Consider the following 24263-nt stretch of genomic DNA (forward strand, 5'->3'; position numbering starts at 1 on the left):
GTACACTCCTTAGAAAATCTTGTATCCGGCAACTTTATAAGCAATGCGGTAACCGCCTAAAATCAGGATCAGACCGACCACAGACTTGAACAGTCCAATTGCCGTACCGAAGCTGAAGTTCCCGCCGATGAGCCCGATGCGGTAGACGAAGGTATCGATGATATCACCGCTTTCATAGACCAGCGGATTGTACAGGTTGAAGATTTGGTCAAACCCGGCATTTAGCACCAAACCCAGGTTAATTGTCAATACCACGCACAGCGTGGGGATCAGGCCGGGAAGGGTAACGTTCAGCATTTGCTTCAGCTTGCCCGCTCCATCTATCTGTGCGGCTTCATACAATGCGGGGTTGATTCCGGCCAAAGCCGCCAGAAAAATAATCGAACCGTATCCAAATTCCTTCCACGCATCCGTAAGAATAACAATTGGTACAAACCAGTGATTGCTACCCAGGAAGAATACCGGATCGTAGCCTAGGGCTTTCACTAGTTGGTTTACAAGTCCATACTCAGGGTTCAGCATCTGAATGAATACACCGCCCAGAACGACCCATGAGATGAAGTGGGGCAGAAATACAAAGGTCTGAACGGATGTGCGCAGAAATCGATTCTTGACTTCGTTGATTAAGAGCGCAAACGTTAGTGTACAGCTTATGCCCACAACCAATTTGAGGAGCGAAATTTTCAACGTGTTCCAGATCACTTGAATGCTGTCAGGATACTCAAACAAAAATTTAAACTGATCCAGCCCGACCCAAGGCGATTTGGAGACTCCCAGATAAGGTTTGTAGTCCTGAAACGCCATTAGCAGGCCGCTCATGGGTACATAGACAAAAATAGCTGTCAGCACCACGGCAGGCAGGAGCATAAGATAAAGCCCCCATCCTCCTTTTTGCCTGGATATTTTTTTTGACTTTTTTACCGGTACCGCTGGTACAGCCGAATTCATGCCCATACAATAAATCCTCCCACTTCATTCTTTATGTTCTACTTTTATTATAGAGACGGGCTATTTCGCTTGATATAAAGCAATACAAAGACCGATAGCGCATTTTAAATATTGGAATCCGCAAAAAAATAGCGGCTTGGCATGTTAGATTAACAAGCCGCTATTTGCTCCAAACCTATTGTAAAGCTTTTATTCCACTCGACCATTTTTTAGTAATGGGTTCACCGCCCGAGGACTCCCATTGGTTTTTATCTTTAGAACTTGATATAAAGGAATCCAAACATACGTATCTCATTCAGAATATACGGCTAAATTTAGACCTGCTTACATTGCCAGTTGGTCTGCCGATTCTTATAATAGGGTTACCCCAAAGCAAAAATGGAAAAAGCCAAATATCCGGAGGAGTAAAATAATGTACCAACTTCTAATCGTTGACGATGAAACCTCAGTCGTAGACAGTCTGGCACTGACTGTACCGTGGAAGGATTACGGGATTGAAGAAGTGCACTGTGCATACTCTGCCAAAGAAGCATTGCATATTGCGGCCAAACACTCCATTGATATTATGATCACTGACATTCAGATGCCGGAAATGTCCGGGTTAGAATTGATTGAAGTCATGCAGCACTACTCACGCAAAATTCGCTGCATCATTCTTTCTGGACACGACGAATTCGAATATGCTAAAAAAGCCATGGCTTATCAGGCACTGGATTATTTGCTGAAACCCATTGATTATGGAGAGCTTATCAATTCCGTCAAAAAAGCGGTCCAACTGGTTGAAGAAGAATGGAAGGAAGTGATATCCTTCCAACGGATTAAACAAACACTTGAAGCTAATTTGCCTTTGCTGAGATCTCAATTGCTTAATGACTTGCTTAAGAATAAGAGTATACGCAAGGCAGTTTTGGAAGAACGCCTTGCCCTTGTTGGCGTTCCATTCCGGTTGGATGACCCCTATATGATGATGGTTGTCCGCATGGAGGAGGATTTCTCGGGGTATGATCTCCACTCCTTATCACTTCTGGAATATGCAGTAACGAACATCGCAGAAGAAGTATTTGAGAATCTTTTTAGTTTATGGCACTGCGTTACTGAACAAGGATATCTGGTTTTTCTTATCAAAGGTAACCAGGATGACGCTTTGCTTTTGGTCGATTCGTTCGCGGTGAAGCTTCAGAGCCATGTTCAGAAATTCCTGAAAGGCTCCCTCTCGGTCTGCCTAAGCAATATCGCAAAGTTTCCTGAAGATCTTCAAAACCTGTATCTGGCCTCAATCAACGCCATAAACCGGAAAATTGGAAGTAACAAAAGTTACTTCCTGACTATCAATGAAACAAGCGATCAGCCCCAGAGCTCCATTATCAAGAAGTTAAATGCTCCGCCTGCACTATCGACTTTACTGGATTCAGGCAGTTGGGATGAGGCAATTGCCAAAATTGATGAATTCCTTCTTATTAACGGGAATGCAGACGAACAATCGCTTGAACTTTCTCAGGACCAATTGTTTACGGTACTGCTGTACCTTTCTTCCTCATTTACAATCTGCTTACAGCCAAATAGCACCAACCTGTATGATCAGATGGGCTCGGAATTCGATGAGTTGCTTCACAAGAAAGGGCACCTTTCGCGGCAACGTATTCACGAGTGGGCCAACAAAATCATTTTCACCCTAAAATCTAATGCGTCAACCCAAATGGAAAATACGCATCAGCAAATTGCTTCCAAAGTCCGAACATTTATTCATGAACATTTGTCCAACGGCATTTCACTGCAAATCATTGCTGATTATGTGGGGCTACATCCTGTGTACCTTTCCAAAATATACAAGACGGCTATGAATGAAACGATTGGGGACTATATTTATAAGTTTCGTATGGAGCGTGCGATTCATCTCCTCCGGAATACAGACTTGAAAATAGCTGAAATCAGTGATCGGTTGGGGTTCCAGGCAACTCCTCATTTCATTAAAATCTTCAAAGAACATTTCGGCACAACGCCACAGGATTACCGGAACCGAGGCTAATAAAAAAATACGGCTTGGTGTGTTCGATCACACCAAGCCGTATTTGCGTTAAAGCTATTTTACTGATTCATACCACTCATTTACTTCTTTGGTAATAGTATCACCGCCGGAGGACTTCCATTTCTCCACAAACTGGTCAAACGAATCCACTGGAGCTTCTCCATAAATAATTTTCGTAAAAGCTTCCATCTGCATCTTTTGCAGCAGCTCGTTTCTGGCCGACATTGTAGATGTCATTGGTCCCACATAGTACTGTCTGACATTTGCTGATGCCTGCTTATTACTAACCAGATAGGCATCAAAACCGGATCTTGCCGACGGTGTAGAATCATCCTGAGTCCCGGTAATAATTGCTAATGCCTTTTCTTGCTCTGTAAGCTCAATTCGATTGGAAATTTTGTCAAAGAGCTCTTTAATCTTAGTAGAATGCATTAAAGCCGACCCAAAGACATATTCTATGGTATTAATCTTTCCACCGGGGATTTCTTTATCATCCGTTACAATTTTTCCATCTTTGACAACATAATCGTAACCTTCTTGATACCCTCTAAAATAAAATGGATCGTCCGATTCAAATACACTATACATCGAGTTCATATAATGGAAGAAGGCTTGCAGTGATTCATCTGAAATATCTTTATTGATTAAAATTGCACTCATTAGATTCATATTCGTCCGCATATTTTGGCCATTCACACCTTCAGGCATGGGATATGGAACATAAAGAGCTTTCGGGTTGTTTGCGAGTAAAAGTGCGCCTGGATACCCCCAGAAAAAGGAAGGGGCACATACAATACCGACTTTATCTGAGGCGACCGTCTGAACAATGGAATTGGTGTCGTGTAAAGCGATATCGCTTGCTACATATCCTTTAGTCTTCCACTCATTCAGCTTTGCCAACGCCTGTTTAATTCCAGGCTGAATAGAACCGTATTGAAGTGTGCCGTCTTCTCCCGGATACCATCTTTCCGGTACAGCTCCGAATAATCCGAATATCCAGGTAACATCTCCGATCGGCGCTCCCGCCATTTTATCCTTCATTGAAAAATCAAGAGCAAAGGTATCCTTGGCCCCATTTCCATCCGGATCCTGATTGACGAAAGCATCCATGACGTTTTCCAATTCTTCAATCGTCGTCGGTGCCTTCAGCTTCAATTTATCCAGCCAATCCTGACGGAACCACACTACCGACTGTCCCTGCCCGAATTCCGCATCGGTAGTCGGAAGCGCCATTTTTTTACCATCCCGGATAAATGGCTGCCATGCATCTTCCTTTGCGGCCATTGCCTCTTTGTAAATAGGAGAAGCATATTTTTCAAAAGCCTCCTCCACGTCCATAAACTTGCCTGAATCGATTAACATATTAATAGAAGTGGAATCACCTAAACTGATAACATCCGGCATCTCGTCCCCTGATGAAAGCATGAGCTTCAATTTGGTAGTAAAGGAGCCGTCTGTAGCTCCACCGGTCCATAATGTTTTGATCTTCACTCCTAGGGAACTCTCTGTCCAGCGTGTAAATGTATTGTCTGAAATTGATTCCCCGTCTCTGAATTTGAGCGCCGGATTGTCCAACCTTATTGTGGAGAACGACGCAGTCGGTTCAATCTTTCCATTTACGATATTTAGTGTTTTCGTTTCCGTGTTCCCTTGGTTACTCGCGGCGCTGTCCTGGGTATTATTATTACTGCAGCCCAGCACTCCTGTTGTTAACAGCGCTGCAGTAAGAGCTGTCACCAGCACTCTTTTTTTCATGTTCATTCAAACCCCCTGAATAAATTGATGTGATTACCTCTCCATTATAGGAATGCGCTTTCACTAGATAAATAACGTATTCTCAACATTCTATATCTCATTATTAATAGTCTGGTGATGTGTCTCTAGGCAAAAATATGTTCTCCATTGATAACAACCCGATGCATGTCGGTATTTAAACATTGATAACTCATTCTAAAGTTTAAGTTTAATTCCAATCTATTCACATTGCTACCTAAAGCACAAATTCTTATAATTGGATTACCTCTTCGTAAAGGATTGTTGTCATGTTAAAACAATACCGGACCTTCCTCAGCGCGGTAATTATCATTTTTTTGTCAACTATTGTTGTATTAATGATGTACTCGTATACCGTGGAGACAAGCCTAAGTACAGTAAAAAACGATATTCAAACGAACAACCTTAACCGGCTGCGTATCCTGGTTAACTCTTTAGATTATAACGTCGACCAGTTAGATATGCTTTCCGTTGCACTAACTACGGATTCTATGATGGGTCTACTGAAATCGGTAGATTTGATGGAAAATTACGAACAAGATCAGCTAATGCTCAATCTCACAGACAAGATGAAGCTACAAAGCTTCACTCAAGGATGGAATGTACAAATTGACATCTACTCCATATTATTAGGCAAGTGGGTAGGATCTTTCCAGGACCGCACAGCTCCACCTGTGAATGTAGTAGAGGGACAATGGATTCTTGACGAGTCTCAAAAATTATTTTCCATGTACAGGAAATATGAGCAGTATACCATTCGCGTAACTTTTCCCAAAGCTAATTTAGAAAATTTGCTGGACTCTGCCAAGCTAGACAATAATGATCCTTTCTTTTATTATTCTGATTCCATTAATATAGCTAACCGTTCCGCTAATGCAGAACAGTTACAGGACCTGGTCTCCAAAATTTCTCTAAAGATGAGGGATAAAAACGAAGGTACAGAGGTACTAACGATCCGTCATACCGATTATATGGTCAGTTATTTGAAGGCTGAAACATTAGGATTGTATATGATTGATTATGTACCTCTTGACAAAGCGTTGCAGCCTATTGTAAAGACACAGACATTCTTTTATATCACTTGTGTTATGTTATTTTTGTCCGGAATAGTAACACTTCTTTTCTTCTACCGGAAAGTGCAGGTGCCGATCCTTACCTTATTGAAAGGCGTCCGTCATTTGCAGAAAGGTGACTTTTCGCACCGGATTAGCAGAACGGGAAATAGTGAGTTTGCCATTCTGTATCACAATTTTAATAATATGACTCAGCAAATAGAGGATTTAATAGAGAATGTATACAAAGAAAAAATCATTTCCAGAGAGGCTTTGGTCAAGCAACTGCAGGCACAAATTAATCCGCATTTTTTATACAACTGTCTGTTTTTCATCAACAATATGAACCGCATGGGGAATGAAGAAGCTGTGAGTGCAATGACTCAAAACCTGGCAGAATATTTTAGATATACGACACGAATCAACGATCCGCTCACCACGCTGGAAAAAGAAATGGGTGTTGTCCGCAATTATTTGAACATCCAAAGTTTGCGGATTAGCCGGCTGAATACGCAAATCGATATTCCAGATACGATGCTGCCGCTGCCAATTCCCAAATTGCTTATTCAGCCCCTGGTAGAAAACAGTGTCATTCACGGTATTGAAAAGAAACAAAGTGCTGGGTTTATCCATATATCGGGTATCCACAATGAGGACCGGGTTACATTGGTTGTAGAAGACGACGGGAAGGGAATGGAGCTTGAAGCAATCCAAAACCTGTTACACCGTATGGAACAACCGTTGGATGATGCAATGGGGTGTGCGTTATGGAATATACGCCAACGAATGCTTATTCAGCTTGGCTATGGCGCTAATTTAAATATTACTCAGAGTAAGTACGGCGGCATACGGATTGAATTGACTTGGCTCTACAGCAGTCAGTCGGACTTGTAGACTCTAAACTAAATAGGGCAGCAGATGATTTGGTCTTTTAATCTGTACAAATCATCTGCTGCCTCTTATACATCAGAATGCTTCACAAAAGCCAGGGTGTTTCCCGGTCAAAACAAAAACGATATTCTTCACCAGGAAGAATCAGAATCACAGGCCGTAATATCATTCATAAATTTCCAAATCATTCAGATTCATTTTCTATTGTATTACTTAGCCTACCTCTGGCCTCTGTAAGCCGGAACCCCATCTGCGCGACTCGCGCAGCACAGTTTACCACATCGTCCCGAGTCAGTATCACTGCTTCGTTGGTACCAGCGAGTGCAGCCATAATATCGGCATGATCTGCTTCCCCGCCCGGCATCATCAGATCGTTGCCAGCTTTGATACTCTTGGCTGCTGTAGCATAAGGATATTTTTTGACGCCATGCTTAACACTGGCAACAACCCAGTCCGACATCACGATACCGTCAAACCCCCATTCCTCACGAAGAATATCATTAAGGATATCCTCCCTTTCAGAGGTATGCACACCATTGAGTAAATTGTAGGAGGTCATTAAAGCATATGGCTGTGCTTCTTCCACGCAAATTTTAAACCCGCGCAGATAAATATCTCGAAGAGCACGCTCGCTGACAACACTGTTTGACCGAAAGCGGTTAGTTTCCTGGTTGTTACAGACGTAGTGCTTGATCGTCACGCCACAACCGGGATGACTCTGTACTCCCAGCGTAATAGCGGCAGCTACTCTTCCACTAATAAGCGGGTCTTCGGAAAAATATTCGTAGTTGCGGCCGCATAGAGGACTTCGATGAATGTTAAAGGCCGGGGCAAGCCACAGATGTACTCCAAACCGTTCCATCTCATTACCCACGATGTCTCCACAGGTCCTGCAGAACTCCAGATTCCAGCTTTGAGCTAAAGCAGTGCCGATAGGCAGCGCGGTACAATACTGATCGTAAATCTTGCCACTACGTGCCAATTCACCCGACTTCTTAAATCCAAGAGCAGCCATTAAATTCTCATCCATGAAGTCTAGAAATGCAGACGGAACAGCATCCCCTACTGAATAAATACCTTGCTCATCTACACCATACTGGCAGCTGAGTCGAAGACCTGCCGGTCCATCTGCCATAACATAAGAAGGAATGCCTTTTTCTTGTAACCGGTCTGTAGTTTCTCCTGCAGCACCTGCAACCGAAAAAGCTGCATTGCCAATAACACTGCTGCTTTCATTATCGGAGCGATAATTCCCCAGACAAAGCCATGCCAATTCCTTATTTGAGAGGCCATTGACCATTTGAATTACCTTGGGATCTATCTCTGGTATAGACGGTTGCGATGCTGTTGATAAAGCATCTGCATTAAGGATTAGCACTTTGGCCTGAGCTATTTCCTCCGCTTCACCAGTGTAGGTATACTGCTGCGTTTGCGGCTTCCAGTCTTCAAAATCAGGTGTACCACCCGCATGTGACAGCTGCTGAGTGAGAAATTCATGGTCTAACCTTACAATTCCGCAAATACAGGTATCTCTGCTGCTGCAACCTATTCGCAGCAGATAATCACCAGCCTCCAATACACTCGCTGCCCGCGCTGCATCAAAAGAAGCAAGCTCCTCCATTGCAAAGCTCATGGTTATATGCTGTAACTGTCCTACTGTGAGCTCTTCAGTCTTGGCAAAGGCTGCGAGTGTCTGATACGGCTGATCCAGCTTACCGGATGGAACCGAGACATATAACTGTACTACTTCCTTTCCAGAAGCATAACCAATATTCTTCACTGTAGCAGTCACTTTGACATGACTTCCTTCTAACGAAAAAACAGGATCATCTATGCTGAATTGTGTATACCCCAGACCGAAGCCAAAGGGGAAGAGAGGCCTCTTGGCTACGCTATCAAAGTAGCGGTATCCGACATAAACACCTTCACGATAGTGTGTATCATCCTCATTACCAAAATCTCCAATGTGAGAATAATCCTCTCCGACAGCCCATGTAGTAGTCAGCTTTCCAGAAGGATAGCTTTTGCCAAGGAGTACGTCTGCCAGAGCGTCACCGGTGACTGTACCAAGCTGAGATAACACCAAAATATTGGGCACCTCAAGTACAGGTGTCAGATCAACTACACCTCCAACATTCAGCACCAGCATAAACCGCTTGCACGTGCTTGCAAGTAAGAGAATGTCGCGGATTTCAGACTGTGTAAGCTTGAAGTCACCGTTCACAGCATGTCGGTCTGATCCTTCCCCAGATATGCGAGAAAGCACATAAACCGCGGTATCTTTCCCTCCTTCAAGCGGTAGTTCGTATTCGGGTTCAGGCATGACTGCCCCCATTCCCAGCATAATAGCAGGGACGTTAGCTGCTTGTGCCTTCACTTTAATATCGGATACAAACACCTTATGGGCCCGCTGGCGAATTTCTTCGTATCCATCCATCCATTTCTTTGTGCTAATAATAAAACCGGCGTTTTGTAGCCCTTGCTCCACAGTGACAAAGAAACGGGAATTAACGTCACCAGAACCAGTACCGCCTTTAATCGTCTGGCGCGCACCACTGCCGTACAAGGCAATCTGGTCTGTATTTACAAGGGGGAAATCGCCATTCTCCTTCAACAACACCATGCATTCGGCTGCATGGCTTCTTAAAATCTCAATATGTTCTAACTCGTATGGATATAATTCCAATAAAATCGTTCTCCTTTTCCGTATATTAAGTGTCGCGGAGCACACAAAACAAAACTCATAAATAATTATAAATGTGCTCATTTTAACGATGATATAGAGGAATTCAAGCATAGGTATCGCATTCTAAATCTAGCGAATAATAAAAGTAGAAATCAGAAAAGGCTCAAACCTCAATTTGGTTTGAGCCTAATGAAGATTAATAACGATACACGATTTTAACAAAAAGTATCTTTCATCTGGAATCCTAAGACATTCTTACCTTGATCTCTTCCCAAGTTTCCAAATATCGATTCTGTACCGTACTATCATCAATACTTGCAATACTTTCTCGAATCATTGTATCCAATTCATCCATAGAATGATTGCCTGCCCAGAGGGATAATTCCTCTTCAATCTCCTTCTGATAGATAGAAAGAGACCCATATACAGTATCATCAATTCCTTCATGTGCCGGTAATTGAATGCTTTTTCCCTGATAACGATCCAACAATAACAACATTTTTCTCGGCATCAGCATTTCTGTTTGTGCCAGGCCGCGAGAGAACATTTCCTTCAGATACGGGATATCATCAATGATCCCTGTTCCGTTTGTCGCACGATGACTTCCATAGGCTTCTACCGGTCCATCGTCATAGATATTCAAGTTGAACGGCTTTTTATTATCATAAGGCAGTGTTGAATCCTCATTCGGATCCGTAATCATAATGTGTTCTGTTCTTTTAAGTTCCGACGGCAATTTATCCTCCAGAGAGTTTCCAAGACCTCCGGGATTATTGCGGTTTAATCTTGTTGAGAAATGCTCCGGCATCGAATTACCATTGTCTTCATAAGTAAATCGTCTCGTAATTTGATCAATTGGAACTAAAACATCAGATGTGAAATGATTGATTACAATCGGACTACTGAAATAATCTGCAACTCCTACTGGAGAAAATGCTTCCCATCTCGCAACATCCTCTTTATCCGGGAAGTTGTCTAGGATCGGTTCGAACATACCAGACACCATGCCCAGAAACGGAATCGGCACATCCATCATCGCGTTAAGCATTTCTTTATCTCTATTGGCCCCTCCAGTAATCCATTTAAAGGCTCCTTTAAGCATTGCCCCTCCCATTTTGCCATTGTTCAGCTTGCTTCCTTCAGTGAAATACTGGTAAAAGTTAAAATATACATTCGTAATTGGCGAGTTCGCTATCGAAGCATTCATTCCCATCTGTAAGGCATTAAGCATCAGGGTTGAGTAACCACCTGCACTTCCGCCGACCAGTGCTATCCTTTGATCATCTACTTCCTCCATATGACGCAGGGTATATAATGCGGCATTGTTAAAAACAAGATCATCGTCGGTCAATTGTCCGTTATATCTATTATCAAAATGGGCTGGTGAAGCCACCATCCATCCTTCACCCAGGTAATTGCGCAGTTCCGCTGCATCCTCTGTCATCTCGTAGTGAGGAATATAAATCAATGGTACTGGCTGCTGTGCCTCTTCCGGGATGAATAGCTTCATTTGTCTGGCTTCAACAATACCCTCCTTATTAATATACTTTACATCAGTCGTTCTTTGCTCAACATGATGAAGAGGAGGAAGATCTTCTTTGGATTTCGACTGAAGTGCAAATATCGTATCAAAATCTATTTCACTGGCGTCTTCTTTTGCAGGGAAGTAAGTGTTCTTGATATTTAATCCTGCTATTAAGAGGATAACTGCCAAAATACAAATCCCGATAGCCTTAACTAATTTCTTCATGTTCCTCTCCTAGTCCCAGTCTGTTTTATTCACTTTCCATATACCGCTCCAGATACTCATTGATCTTCTCTATATATTTCGCATAAATCTTAGTGTCATTTTGCAGACCATGTCCCGAATGGGGAAACTCGAAATAATCGTGAGGAACATTGTTTTCCTTCAAAGCATTAATCAGATGTTTGACGGAGCCGAACGGAGCTACCTTATCGTATCTTCCATAGCCGGCCAGCGTAGGTACAGAGTTTTCATCAATCCACATATACGGAGAAATATCTTTGATTGCTTCCTCATACTTTGGCGTTCCTATCATATCTGGTGTAATGGTGTTGCCAGACATAACGCTGAATAAGTCTGCTGCTGCCTCTGGACTCTTATCCAAACCGTAAGGGGTCCAGTCCTCCGGGTAAAAACTGGGCGGCCCTACCAACTCAAAGACCATCTTAACAGGTATCGGAGAGGTGGCGGCATCACGGTATGCATACAATAGAGCCAGAGTCCCGCCTGCCGATCCACCGGATATAGCCATTCGATCAAGATTATAGCCTAACTTTTCCGCTTCCGCTTTTACAACGGGAATGCTTTTTTTGATATCCTGTGACATTGTGTACACACTGGCTTCGTTAATCTCATCACGAAGTGTATAATTAATACCTGCGGCCACATAACCTTTTGAAGTAAGCCATTTCAGCATAGTGGCATCATCGCTCTTATCCCCACCTGCAAACCCCCCTGCATGGAGATATACCACTAGTCCGTAAGTTTTCTTTGTATTATCTGCTGGAACATAGAGATCAAATTTATTTTGCTCCTCTTCATCATAGGCGATATCCGTATATACACGCCCAACGGAGTCATTCCAATCCACCTGCATTTCTCCAGCCAATGGATCGTATGTCATTTTAAATATTGCCGAAGCCGCAAATGCAACAATAAAAACACCTACATAAATAAATCCCCACAACAATTTTTTTCTTCCTTTTCCTTCATTTTTCATAAGAAGTTACCTCCAAATAGTGTTCCTCCGAATAAGTAATTCAAAAATACCCGTATCGTAAGGCGTCCCAACACAGCGGCTACGATAATAACTGCAATTAAAATGACGATGCGTTTTTGTTTAAGTGTCATCTCTAAATCCCCTTCCCTATTTTTTTTCGGCAAATTGTATGATACAGTTGTAACTTTTTTCGCGTTACAAATGTATCATTGGAAATGATCAGAATCAATACACAAGCAGAAAATGATACAAAACGGATGTTATGTAACGTGCAGATCTAACTGTAACGAAAAACTGGAAAAAGGGTACCGGATTCGAAGTCCGGCACCCTTTTTTGCAGTTAGATCAAATCTGACTTTTGCAGCAACCGCAGTACGATTGCTGCAGCTTCGGCTTTCGTGATAGGAGTTTGCGGAGCAAGAACTGAGTTGTCTCTGCCCATTATGATACCGGCATTTAAGCAATCCATGACTGCGCCCTGCGCCCATTTAGAAACTTTCTCAGCATCGGTAAATGGATTCAACATTGTTTTGACGGGCAACTCGGCAAGCTTCTTTTTAAGACCTGTAATTGCCATGGACTTGGATATAATAATTATCGCTTCTTCCCGCGTTATCTTAACATTCGGCCGGAACAACCCGTCATTGAAGCCGGTAATGAAGCCAAAGGAGTATGCGGTCTGAATCTCATGGTAATCCTCATCGGATTCGCTGACATCCGCAAACGGGAGATGATCTCCATCATTTTTTAGTCCCAACCCTCTGGTGAGGATAGCGACAAATTCAGCCCGGGTGATTTCCTGGTCCGGAGCAAATTTATCATTAATGGTTTCGTCCAGGACCATTCGGGAACCCATGTCATTGACTGCCTCTTTTGCCCAGTGATTTGACATCTCACTATACATAATCTGGTGTGACACGATGGAATATACACCGCTATTTAAACTGTTTATTTGAGCGTAATACTTCCCATCCATGACAACGATCTTGGTAGGTACATGGCGTACTGTTCCGTTTGGCTCTACGACAATTCCCGTAGTAAGCGATTTGGGATCAACATTGTCAGAAACGGCAATAAAATGTTCAACATAAGTGTTAAAGCTCGTAATTTCAACCGTTTTACCTTCATGTGTCGCTCTAACTATAAATTCAGTCGGAGAGCCTATGAGCGCAAATTTACCGGTATTCGCAGCATTCTCCACGAGTGTTATCGAATCCGTTCCCGGTTTCGTGATTTCGACCTGTATTGTAACTTCTTTCAGATCTTTATTAGAGACATCTACATTAGGATCGGATAAAGCCCTGATGATTTGTTGGGCTGGAATTTTGTATCCGGCACGATCCGTTCGAAGCTCTAAAACCGCATTTTTATCTCCCAGTGCGACTATGATTTGACCTGTTAATTCAACAGCTGCGGCATCGGAAATCGTAGTCATTGGAATCGTTATCACTGCACCTTGTTCTGCTGTTGCAAGCAGATCTTCAACTCTCTTTTGTTCCAGTTTGATTATCGCGACACTTTGGCCATTGCGTTCTGTTGTTGTTATAGTCCCCAGTGTTGTTGTAGTCCCAGGCTTCGTCAAATCCGAATTCCCTATGACCACTGGGCTGCTTCCTGCAGACGGCGGGTTCGCCGGAATTTCCGGAACAACAGAATTTGTCATCGCACTCACTGTATTCGAGTTGCCTGTATTCGCGCCGCCGGTGACCACCAACCGAAAATCATAGGCGGTTCCTGGAGTCAATCCAGTAACAATTGCACTCGTGGCATCCGTTGCAATGGTACCTGCGGCACTTGTAGTCCATAGATTCTTCCCGGCAGGCGACTGCTCTATCAACAAATTCGTTGCTCCTCTGGCAGCAGCCGGCCAACCGAGAGTTACCGTAGAGGAGGTTGATGATTTCACTGTTAAGTCGACAATAGCTGATGTTCCATTGAAGTATGTTTCTGCATATTCAAGAGACTTATCAAAAAACATCTTAGCCTCTTCAGGATCCGCATAATACCCATGAATCGATTTAGGGAATGTAAATAAATCGTTTCTGATGTTCTTGTTATCAAGATATCCCTTCAACGTTTTTCCGTTATTTGGATTCTGTATATAATCAACCTTGGAATATCCCAACACAGTTGGTAAACCACCATTTGTTTGTACATAATGTACAGGGGACATCGAATTAATATAGTATTCTTTTTCTTCTTCCGTTAAATTCGGATTGTTAATCGCCCCGGTCAATAACATAGCATACAATGGCCCTGCACCCGGCGCAGTCATCATGCTTCGATCCGGCCAATTTTCATCCCCATACCAGGCTGATTCATGCATATCTACCGGACCCACCACTTCCGAAACGAACTTCACTGGCAGAATGACACTTGTATCGAAATTTGCCATATCGCTTCCTCTTGAATACGCATAGTTCATCGCAATATTGGCTCCGGAAGAACCGCCAAACAAGGCGATTTCTTTGATATTCCACCCTTGTTCATCTGATAATTCCTTTAGTTTTTTTATACTGTCATGAACGTTGTTTAACATATCATAGACGGTCACTTCCGTTTTTTGGGTAGTCTCGTTAACAAATACATTCCGCATATTAATGGCAACTGTTACATATCCTGCAGAAGCGAAAGGCTCTGCCACACTCTCCATTTCCTCCTTACTTCCGCTGGTCCAGCCCCCCCCATAAATGATTAGAAATGCACCGTTATTTTTACTGGAATCCCTATTCTTGGGCACGTACACATCCATTTTCGTTCTTTGATCCGACTCATCGGTTCCATAAGAAATATCCTTCATCACAGTAAACGCGGCCACAGGTTGTTCCTCCTTTGGGGGTTCAACCACCTCTCCCTCTACTGAAAACACCTCATTTAAAACTACAGACGAGGTTCTGGATAACGTCTCATCTTCAATATTCATTTCAAATATGACATCTTTGGTTATTGAAACTGTACCTTTTTCAGCGTCTACCTTATAAGAATTGGACACTACGTTAACAGACTGTTTTTGTCTGGAGTCCACACTTTTAAACGCATTATACGCTGCATCAGTAAATTTATAAGAAAACCATGCTCTTCCGTCCGGATAGAAAGTCACACTTGCACTTTCATAAATGTCGCTAACTTTTTGTAGACTTGCCAATGTCGCTTTAGCATCATCTGCCATCATCTGCATTAGAAATTCGGCAAGAGGGGAATACTTCAACGGGCCATTCATATCTATCGTCTTAGAAAATGCTTGTGTAAAATACCCCTGTTCATTTAAATCAAACAAGGATGAAACAGCTTCCGGTTCAGGCTCATCTGCGGCATTGGTATAGTGCCCCGATGGAAAAATAACCAAAGTAATTAGTATAAGACAAACCAGCAGCTTGTTCTTAATCATCCGTTAACACACTCCTCAATCGAGTTATTTGAAGCTGACAAACAAACTGATGCTGTTTTATAAACAAAAGTATTTTCTATTTTTCATCTCCCTTCATAAGCTGGAAAAAAGCTATTTCCACCTCCATCAATAAATGTATGCGTTTACAAGTATTCAGAAAAAAATCCCCCTCATATTTCCTACATTTAACTTTTTGGAAATAAGAAGAGGACTCACTACAAATTAATTATAGGTTTGTGCATTTGACAGCGATATATAGGATTGCAAACATGCATATCGCATTATTAATTTTTGACTCCAGGATTTTGCAATAATAAAAAAGCGGAAAATAATATTCCCCGCTTTTTACATTCAGAAATTTAATCTGTGATAATTTTCTTTTCTCGTTGGTAAGAACGTCCGGTAAACTTCATTAAAGGATCTGGATTAGGATAGATCTTTCTCTTAAATGTGTCATTTACCACTATAGCCGCTGCGAGATAGATTCCGGTTAATCCAGCTAACAAAAGCAACCATCCAGGAATATAAGAAAGTTGACGGGATATGATGCCTAAATCGATAAGAGCCAATATGGGCAGAGCAACGTCCAAAATAAGTACAATAACACATAAAAGCAATGGTGATTTAAAATAAGCCGGAGTAAATAACCATAATGCTAAGGATAGACATAACCATGCCCAACCGTCAATTTGGGTATCCAGCACGAACGGACTATTAGCAAGGTAAAATTTAAAGAGTTGTTCAAATCCGCCAACCAGCATAAAGAAAGCGCTGAAGTAGAGAAAGGTATTCCCTCCAACCGTATTTCCTTTTTTTAATTCAATAATTCCTACGATTAGCTGAATTACAAAACCGCCAAGCAGCCACCACCCCAATAAAGGGGCCGCATTCCCGGTTACGCGTTCGGTAAATAAAGCAAAAAAGCAAAAACAGGATACTGCCAAAGCCACCAACCCTGCCGGAGCAGGATCAGCCCATGAGTTATCGTGCTTATCCATTTAATCTACTGCCTCTCTATTTGCTTATTGTTTCTAAAACTGTTCCATTATTTTCTGGAGTTCTTCCTGATAAGTGGCATCCACTTGTGTATTCAGCAGTTCTTTTCTAACTGCTCTCCATGCATCCTCGCCGGTGTCTTTCTTCCACTCGGAAAGTTCCTCAAATACCTCTTTACGATAAACATTCAAAGAACCATACACTTCATCATCTACGCCCTCATGTGCCGGCAACTGAACACTTTTCCCTTGATACCGTTCCAGTAAAAGCTTCAGCTTCTCCACTGTCAGCACATTCGTCTTTGCCGCGGTCATAGACAGCATTTCCTCCAGATATGGAGTATCATCTATCCTGCCTGTTCCTGGCTGAATCCGGTGACTGCCATACCCTTCTACGGGCCCTTCATCATAGATATTGAGATTAAATCTTTTATCTGCTGCATAAGAAAGAATCCCATCCTCATTGGCATCTAGGGCAGGGATGCATTTTATTCTTGTCTCCCCTTCGGGAAGGCGTTCTTCCAAAGAATATCCCAACTTGCCAATGATATCTTCTGGCAGCCTGGTGCTGAAAGAATCTGGAAGTGAATCTCCAGGCTTTGCATAAGTAAATCGTTTGGATACTTGATCAACGGGTACCAATACATCGGAGGTGAAATGACTGATAACGATCGGATTACAAAACATTTCTGCCAAAGCCACCGGTGAGAACGCCTCCCATCTTGCCATATCCTTTGGATCCGGGAAGTTTTGTAGAATTGGCAGGAACAACCCCGACAAGCCTGCCAAAAAAGGTAATGGCAGTCCCATCACACTCTTCATGACATTTAAAGGCTGTCTATCCTTCTTGTCCTCGGCCTTACCATTGGCCTTAGACATCTCTTCAATTGCCTTCTGATTTAATTGGTTTGCTTCAACAAAATACCGGTAGAAATTAAAATATACATTCGTGATGGGACAATTAGCTATAGAGCAACAAATTCCTAATTGCAGAGCATTTAGCATTAGTGACATATAACCGCCTGCACTGCCTCCCACCACTGCAATTCGCTTTCTGTCGATCTCCGGCAAATTACGCAGTGTATAAAGAGCTGCATTGTTAAATACAAGGTCATCATCTGTCAGTTGTGCATTATATTTATTATCAAATTCCACCGCAGATGCAACCGCCCATCCCTTTTGCAGGTATGCCCGCAGTTCCATGGCATCCTCACCCATTTCATAATGGGGAACAAAAATCAAAGGCCTCGCACATGTTGCCCCTTTGGGCATGATCAGTCTCACCGGTCGTCGCTCAACCTTTTTTTCTTTCGTGATATAAGGGATTTCCAGACGTTTTTTCTCTACATTCTCCAAAGGAGGCGGTGCCTCCTTGGGTTGTGCCAGCATGGCTAGCACCTTTGCCATATCCATCTTTTCCGGTTTCATAATCCCCCTCCCCCTTCTTTGATTTTGTAAGTAGAAAATAAATACTATTCTATAAGTTGATGATGAAGTTCTATATTGTCTCCCACTTTGGTCCACTTGACCTTAACCATCCCCTTAGGTGTAATCACTTCTCCTTCAGCCCAAGTAAAGTGACCAGGCACAGGTTTCACCTCCATCTCTTCAAAGCCAGGTTTGGTCGGCCGTACCCCGAGTATTACTGCCGGCAACTCATAAAGAGCTAATGCTCCCCAGGCATGGCAATCACTTCTCTGCACGACTGGATCTTCCACACATGTAGTTAGATTATTGTTCACCATATCTCGCCATACATCCCATAGCTCATTGGTATATTCGTAGAGATCACATTTTTCTAGTGCACGGTACAGATAGAATGCCATAGCAACAGAACACTGTGTATACTCCTGTTTGTTTTTAAGGGTCTTTAATAGGTTTTCTCTTCCCTGCTCCAACTCTATCGTATCCGTTAGAATAGCAAATACCTGACAATGCTGGCTGTATTCATTTATATCAGGTCCGTCCTGAATCATCCCGTTATTACTCATACAAACTTCTCTGACTGCTTCCCTGACTTTTGTCGCCCGCACTACATATTCATCAGCAACTCCGTCTCTTCCCGCAAAGGAAGCCATTTGGGCTGCATATTCAAGTCCCATAATATAAAGCAAGCTTTCCATGGTGATCGGCCCTGATAGTGCTGCCTTAGGTACGCCAGATGTGTCATTCCATTGCGTTGTCCAATCAATAAAAGACCACGCAGTATCCCGGAATAAAAGTCCACCTATTTTATCGACGATTCCCTCCTGTGTACGGTGTGTATGGAAGTACTCCAGAATACCATCAATCGTCGACAGATAGGATCGAATCAGTTCTTTATCCCCGAAATACATCATATGGTCATAGAGCATCATAATATAAAAAATAGAGAATCCAGGAATGCTATGGAACGTATAGTTTGGGTAGGAACAGCTTATCATGCCATCATAGCGCTGCGATCTTCTGAAATCGTCAAAACACTTGCGAGCCAGTCTGTCATCTGCGGATGTCATGTATGTGAACAGGATTTGTGATCTGGTATCCATAGCATACTGAAGCTGCTCATAGAAGGGACAATCCTCATAAGTCTCATGCATACATCTTTTCAAACTTCTTTCACTTATATCCCAAATTGCTTGCATAGATTCATCCGAGGTTTTCGCCCAGGTTTTTACTTCTAAAGGATATCCGGTCTCTAGGTAATCAAAGCTTGCTATTGTTAAGGGTTCATCTGCTGTTACAATCTCAATCTGGATGAAACGGAAGGTCCGAAACCAAAAGGGTTCATATATCTCAGGTTTACCGTTTTTACCTATTCCAGCAACTTCATAGGTATCTGTAAATCCATGGAGATGACCATTTTTGTAGTCTAAACGATCTCCTTTTTTCGGCATAGAGAGGTTCGGAGAATCCGGATCGTCTGGTAGAACGTATCCTTCAGACTGTAGTATATTGATTTTAGCGCCCTTTCCATGAATCACAGAGAGTTTCAGAAATCCTGTCATCAACTCTCCGGCGTTTATTTCAACAACTTCTTTTGAATGTGGCAAAATAGTAATTTCCCCTGCTCCAGCCAACATTTTATTCCATTCTGATTCTTTTACTTTTGAATCTCTAATCACAATGATACCTTCGAATTTTCTGGGGAGCTTGTTCATATAAGGTATTGTTCTGGCTTGAAGATTACCAGGACTCCCCCCTTTATTTATCACAATTTGCCACCCTAATACCTCTGCGGACAGCCATTTACTATCTTCGTAATTCTCCTTCATCCATCCAAAAGCATCAGGATTGCCGGAGGCTTCCTCAAGGAAATATAAGTGCGCCAAAACCTTCTGCTCTGGTAATATCTTAACGTTTGGCTCTCTTGAGCATTTCCAACTCTCGTCGGCAGATAAGCTGATATGATCTCCATTTTCATCCAGATATTCTCCTGTGAAATAGAATCCTGGCGTATGTGTACGAAATATCCCGCTATTACCTTTTGTATGCTCCATAGGGTAGCGAAGAACAACAACAGACAGAATATTTGTTCCTTGCTTAAGATGTTGCGCCAAATCTACGGTGTCATAATACCAAATTTCATTGTCACCTTTGCTCGGTCCAATCTCGATTAGTTTTCCATTCACATATAGCTTATACCTCGAATCAGCGGATATTTGTACTTCTAATTTCTCCGGAACTTTATAAATGTCAACCTTCTTACGAAAATAGATGATTCTTGGTTCTTCCTTATCCTCTGCATTCCAGTCTGGAACCCAGACCCAATTTGTTCTAACCATATAATTTTCCCCTCTTAGTAATTATAGGTGTCCCAGTCCGATCCGCTCCACCCGGCCATGCAAGGCACTCATTATCCATTCGCAAGCGGTTTTTCCCTCTTCCCTGTGTTCGAACATGTGGGCAGAATCCAGGATACAGTGCATAGTTAATTCGGCTTCGTGGTATTCTGGTTCATTCATGGGATGCTCGAAAATGTACAGGCCTGCTGTAGGAATAAGCTCAACAAGCTTGTTGCACATTTCTTTCAGGGTGCTCTGGTATCTTAGCCCGCTAGCCTTATCATAAAGTTGTCCCTTGCCATATAGAGCATTTTGAGCTTGAACCAACAAGGCATCCCGGGTAGAGCTGGCAAACAGATACTTCACCCTGCTGCCAAATTTTTGGTACAGGGCTGAATAGGAATCCAAGGTTATATTATCTCCAGTCAGACGTTTCCAGATATGCTCCGGGCTGTGCCATATCTCTCTTGCCACACGGCTCCAGTCCTCCTTGAGTAGTAAGGAGCTGTCTACAACACATGTGATATCTGCACATTCTGGAAATTCGCTGATTACATCCTCTGCCATCAACGACACCCCAAAGCCTCCGGCACTGACTCCGGCAATCAAAAGGGTCTCCGGACTCTTCACCCATCGTTTCGCCATGCGTAACAGGGCTATGGTATTTAAATAGCCGTGGTGAGGCAATGTCCTCCGAGTGTCATCCAGGGCAATGTAGGGGAAATCTCCAGCCCCGCAGTGAAAATCCCCAGTGGAATAGGGGATATTGATGATCGTCCATTCCTGAAAGGGATTGTCCTCCCTGGCAGCAAAAATGCTATTGTTCAGGGGATAATCCCCCATCCAATCTGTGGTATTAAAGTAGTAACTATCCGGCAGATGGCTGGTGAACAAGTTGTTGGGTCTGGCCGCTGTGTATTCGTTCCATGATACTCCGCCGCCGTTAAAAAAGATTAGCAGTTTACCCGGATCCTTTCCCAACCGCAAATTGCCGTGGAAGCGAGTACCATTACCGCTGAGACCTCCTGCTGGATACATGCGGTAGACTTTTCCTAATTCCGGCTCCTCCGGAATCTCAGGATATTTTTTCTTTTCAATAATGGGCAGCCATTTCTGGAGCTCATCTGAAATCTTCTCCCATGGTTCCAAATGAATTTCCTGCATATTCTATCTCTCCTCGTCGTTGGTTACTCCCCTGCTAAGTCACTGATTATTACAGATCCCTATGATCTATTCATATGCCTCCGCGTCTTCCACCGGGATGTAGTTTTCAGGATTTTTGGGGTCGCCTCCCGTGTATTTTGCCACATAAGGATAGGCATAGGACGGTCTTACATGATCAAATTCAATCTCTGAACCCCAGTTTTTTAAATGGGTTCCCAACAGCCTATCTGGTGCAACTCCCTGCTCAACCCACTGCTCCAAAGCACAAATCACGTCATGGTCCGGATCCCGCGGAACCTCTGTGAGGCCTATTATTCCTACCTCTTGTACGCCAGTTCCTCCCGCCGTATGCGAAAAACCTGGCATTAATAGAAAACGGAAGAATCTCTTAGTCTCTTCCAATCCTCCCTGCTCTGCAACTACCTTGTGATAATAATCCAAAAATCCTGTATACGGGATAATTGCATCTACACTGCCGCCAACGACCAGCAGCTTTCCACCATGTGCTTTAAATGCACTCAGATCCGGATTGGTTGCGTCCAGTATTGGACTCAGCTGTGCTATTGCCTCCTGCAGGTCCTTATGAAAATCAAACTTTTCAAAATCAAAGTCCTTTCCCCAAATCCAGCGGAATGGAAAAAGGAATCCGTGTGCAAACTGTTCTTTATTACTCATATCGACCAGACTTAAGAACTCCGCCTCCGAGCCAGGCAGAAAAGGTGTAATAAAACGCTCACCAGTAACCGGGTCTTTTGGCCCATCATAAATAATGCGCAGTGCCTCTTTCTGGCCATCTGTCAACTGCTCCTCAATTGCCTCCTGCAGAGCAGGATGGTCCATAGGATTCCCCTTAATTCCGCCGGGATAAGCTAAAAATGGATCCAGATCATTACTTCCGCATTCCTTTCCATATACTTTTACAATGCTGTCTTTCCATTTTTGTGCCTGTTCCGGCGTAAATGTCGCCTCTTTTCTTCCATGAAGCTGCTGCCAGTTCCAGACAAAAAAGCTGTGCAGTCTGACTCTGTCAAATGCCGGAGAGAGAGAGACGATACCATCATAATCCTCCGGATATCTCTGAGCCTCCGAAAAACCCTGTTGTCCTCCAGTGGAGCCTCCCGCAAAATAAGAATATTTAGGAGCTTCGCCATAGAAATATGTTGTCAGTTGTTTCCCGACCACCGTCATTAAATGGGTCGCACGATGTCCATAATCAATCAACACTTCTGGAAGCCCAATACAATCATTTGGATCTGGAGTTGTCCCCAAGTCAGTATTAGCTGTGGCGTATCCCCGGCCAATGCCATTCATGAGAGCGCCTTCTGCGATGCTTCCGGCATATCCTCCATTTCCAGTTCCCAAGAACTTACCATTCCACGCTTCCGGTTCCGGCAAATACATCATCACAGTTATATTGGATTGTGCCGTCGGGTGTAATTTCATGATAACTCTGTAAAAACTGCCGCCATCCACCATTTTAAATCCCAGAGGATTTGGCTCTGGCGTCTTTATCCGTTCCATCCACTCTACATTTGTAATTTCCCCATCATCCAATGTAAATTTTCTAATTTTGTCGATGTTTGCATTTACCATTTGAAACCCTCCTTGAACAATAAATATTATTTGCCAATAATCAAGCATAGCTCCTTTCTCAAGTATAGAGCTCCATACTTGCAGGTTAATATAATGGAATTCAAACATAGATATCGCTTTTTAAAGTTAGGAGGAACTATCTGCTGAATTTGTTGGCGCAAAGCAAAAAAGGCACTGGAAACGATCTCCGGTACCTCTTTTCATAGCAATTGTATAAGTTAACACTTTCCCACACTAAAGGTGTATTCAGCGGTTTTTCGCTACATTCTGCCAGTGAGCATTTGTAAGGATCTCAGCATCGTCCCCAAAGAATGCATTTTCTGCTTGTGGATCGTTTTTCAGCCAATACATAAACCAAGCAGTCATATATCCGTCCGCATGGGTCAGCATATCGCTATGGTCAGTGTTAACGCGCCTAGCCATAACTTTGGTAACCGTATCGGGAATAGTGGAATAATTCGTGTTAAGTGACCAAAGTGGAGCAATTCCTTGCCCTTCTGTAGCCTTTATGTCTTCTGCATTTCCCGCATCAAAATTCCCTGTACCAGCAACCATGAAGTAGGGAATATCGACTTTGGATATGTCATAGCTCCAATCTGTTCCAAATACACTTTCCTGTCCCCAGTAGCTTGAAGTGGCGCTTGCCGTAAACATGGCTTTGTAGAAATCACCGTTCTCCTGATTGGTTACGGCATTTATTGTTCCCACGCCTCCCTGCGAATGTCCGCCGATCCCAATGTTATCAACATCGATTTTTCCATAAAAATCGCTCTCGCTATCCTCATTCAGACTCAGCATAAAGTCAAGGCTTGCAGACGATGAAGCTCCGGTTCGCGAATTTTCGTCCTCATTTCCAACAACAATAAATCCCCATGAAGCAAGATGTTTAAAAACAGATTTAAATTTTGATGCAGTGATTCCCGTTCCGTTTGCCATTACAACGAGGGGATATGCTGATGAACTATCTTTCATTTCGGACGGATACCAAATCTCATATTTTTTATAGCTATCATTTTTTGCGTCGAATTCTACATACGAAACCTCATTTGGTCCGAGTGCTGTATATTTCGCTTCAATTGGCTTGTCAGTCTTTACAAATTTATGATAATTATCATTGCGGTATGACTGAAATAAAAAAATCGCCACTACTGCCAGAATAATTACAATAACTACAATAGACACAACTAGCAATATTCTTTTTAATATCTTCATTATTTCCTCCTGAGAATGATGATGTTT

Annotated in this window: 15 protein-coding genes; 2 read left to right on the top strand and 13 right to left on the bottom strand. The window is 42.9% G+C overall.

Annotation, left to right across the window (positions count from 1 at the left end; genetic code table 11):
- Nucleotides 1-9: 9 nt before the first annotated feature.
- Nucleotides 10-954 carry an ABC transporter permease gene (locus AC3WT9_RS03425; RefSeq protein ID WP_492407281.1) on the bottom strand — a complete coding sequence of 315 codons (945 nt, stop codon included), beginning with the start codon at nucleotides 952-954 and terminating at the stop codon, nucleotides 10-12.
- A 406-nt stretch (nucleotides 955-1360) separates the two neighbouring features.
- Here AC3WT9_RS03425 and AC3WT9_RS03430 point away from each other — a divergent pair, with 406 nt between their 5' ends.
- Nucleotides 1361-2974 carry a response regulator gene (locus tag AC3WT9_RS03430; protein WP_492407282.1) on the top strand — a complete coding sequence of 538 codons (1614 nt, stop codon included), beginning with the start codon at nucleotides 1361-1363 and terminating at the stop codon, nucleotides 2972-2974.
- A 54-nt stretch (nucleotides 2975-3028) separates the two neighbouring features.
- Here AC3WT9_RS03430 and AC3WT9_RS03435 read toward each other — a convergent pair whose 3' ends face one another.
- Nucleotides 3029-4729, bottom strand: coding sequence for a type 2 periplasmic-binding domain-containing protein (locus tag AC3WT9_RS03435; RefSeq protein ID WP_492407283.1), 1701 nt, complete (start codon nucleotides 4727-4729; stop codon nucleotides 3029-3031).
- A gap of 287 nt (nucleotides 4730-5016) precedes the next feature.
- Between AC3WT9_RS03435 and AC3WT9_RS03440 the strand changes: the two genes are divergently transcribed.
- Entirely contained in the window at nucleotides 5017-6693 is a 1677-nt protein-coding gene (locus tag AC3WT9_RS03440) for a sensor histidine kinase (RefSeq protein ID WP_492407284.1), read from the top strand.
- Nucleotides 6694-6874: 181 nt separating this feature from the next.
- Here AC3WT9_RS03440 and AC3WT9_RS03445 read toward each other — a convergent pair whose 3' ends face one another.
- From AC3WT9_RS03445 to AC3WT9_RS03495, 11 genes are all read right to left on the bottom strand, one after another.
- Nucleotides 6875-9376, bottom strand: a complete 2502-nt coding sequence (locus AC3WT9_RS03445; RefSeq protein WP_492407285.1) for a glycoside hydrolase family 3 protein — start codon at nucleotides 9374-9376, stop codon at nucleotides 6875-6877.
- Nucleotides 9377-9620: 244 nt separating this feature from the next.
- Nucleotides 9621-11126 carry an alpha/beta hydrolase family protein gene (locus AC3WT9_RS03450; protein ID WP_492407286.1) on the bottom strand — a complete coding sequence of 502 codons (1506 nt, stop codon included), beginning with the start codon at nucleotides 11124-11126 and terminating at the stop codon, nucleotides 9621-9623.
- Nucleotides 11127-11151: 25 nt separating this feature from the next.
- A complete protein-coding gene (locus AC3WT9_RS03455) occupies nucleotides 11152-12120 on the bottom strand; it encodes an alpha/beta hydrolase (RefSeq protein WP_492407287.1) in 969 nt (322 codons plus the stop codon).
- Nucleotides 12117-12251, bottom strand: a complete 135-nt coding sequence (locus AC3WT9_RS03460; RefSeq protein WP_492407288.1) for a hypothetical protein — start codon at nucleotides 12249-12251, stop codon at nucleotides 12117-12119. The genes AC3WT9_RS03455 and AC3WT9_RS03460 overlap by 4 nt, the downstream gene beginning before the upstream one ends.
- 209 nt (nucleotides 12252-12460) lie before the next feature.
- Nucleotides 12461-15508, bottom strand: a complete 3048-nt coding sequence (locus AC3WT9_RS03465) for an S-layer homology domain-containing protein (protein WP_492407289.1) — start codon at nucleotides 15506-15508, stop codon at nucleotides 12461-12463.
- A 359-nt stretch (nucleotides 15509-15867) separates the two neighbouring features.
- Nucleotides 15868-16506, bottom strand: coding sequence for an acetate uptake transporter family protein (locus AC3WT9_RS03470; RefSeq protein ID WP_492407290.1), 639 nt, complete (start codon nucleotides 16504-16506; stop codon nucleotides 15868-15870).
- Nucleotides 16507-16539: 33 nt separating this feature from the next.
- Complete coding sequence (locus tag AC3WT9_RS03475; protein ID WP_492407291.1) at nucleotides 16540-17931, bottom strand: alpha/beta hydrolase family protein; 1392 nt, start codon at nucleotides 17929-17931, stop codon at nucleotides 16540-16542.
- 44 nt (nucleotides 17932-17975) lie between these two features.
- Entirely contained in the window at nucleotides 17976-20267 is a 2292-nt protein-coding gene (locus AC3WT9_RS03480) for an alpha-L-rhamnosidase-related protein (protein WP_492407292.1), read from the bottom strand.
- Nucleotides 20268-20288: 21 nt separating this feature from the next.
- Nucleotides 20289-21431: a pectin acetylesterase-family hydrolase gene (locus AC3WT9_RS03485; protein WP_492407293.1), complete on the bottom strand. Its 1143-nt coding sequence runs from the start codon at nucleotides 21429-21431 to the stop codon at nucleotides 20289-20291.
- Between the two features lie 66 nt (nucleotides 21432-21497).
- Nucleotides 21498-23024: a tannase/feruloyl esterase family alpha/beta hydrolase gene (locus AC3WT9_RS03490; protein ID WP_492407294.1), complete on the bottom strand. Its 1527-nt coding sequence runs from the start codon at nucleotides 23022-23024 to the stop codon at nucleotides 21498-21500.
- A 246-nt stretch (nucleotides 23025-23270) separates the two neighbouring features.
- Nucleotides 23271-24236: an alpha/beta hydrolase family protein gene (locus tag AC3WT9_RS03495; protein WP_492407295.1), complete on the bottom strand. Its 966-nt coding sequence runs from the start codon at nucleotides 24234-24236 to the stop codon at nucleotides 23271-23273.
- Nucleotides 24237-24263: the final 27 nt, after the last annotated feature.

Source organism: Paenibacillus sp. EB106-06-01-XG199, from assembly GCF_058791575.1.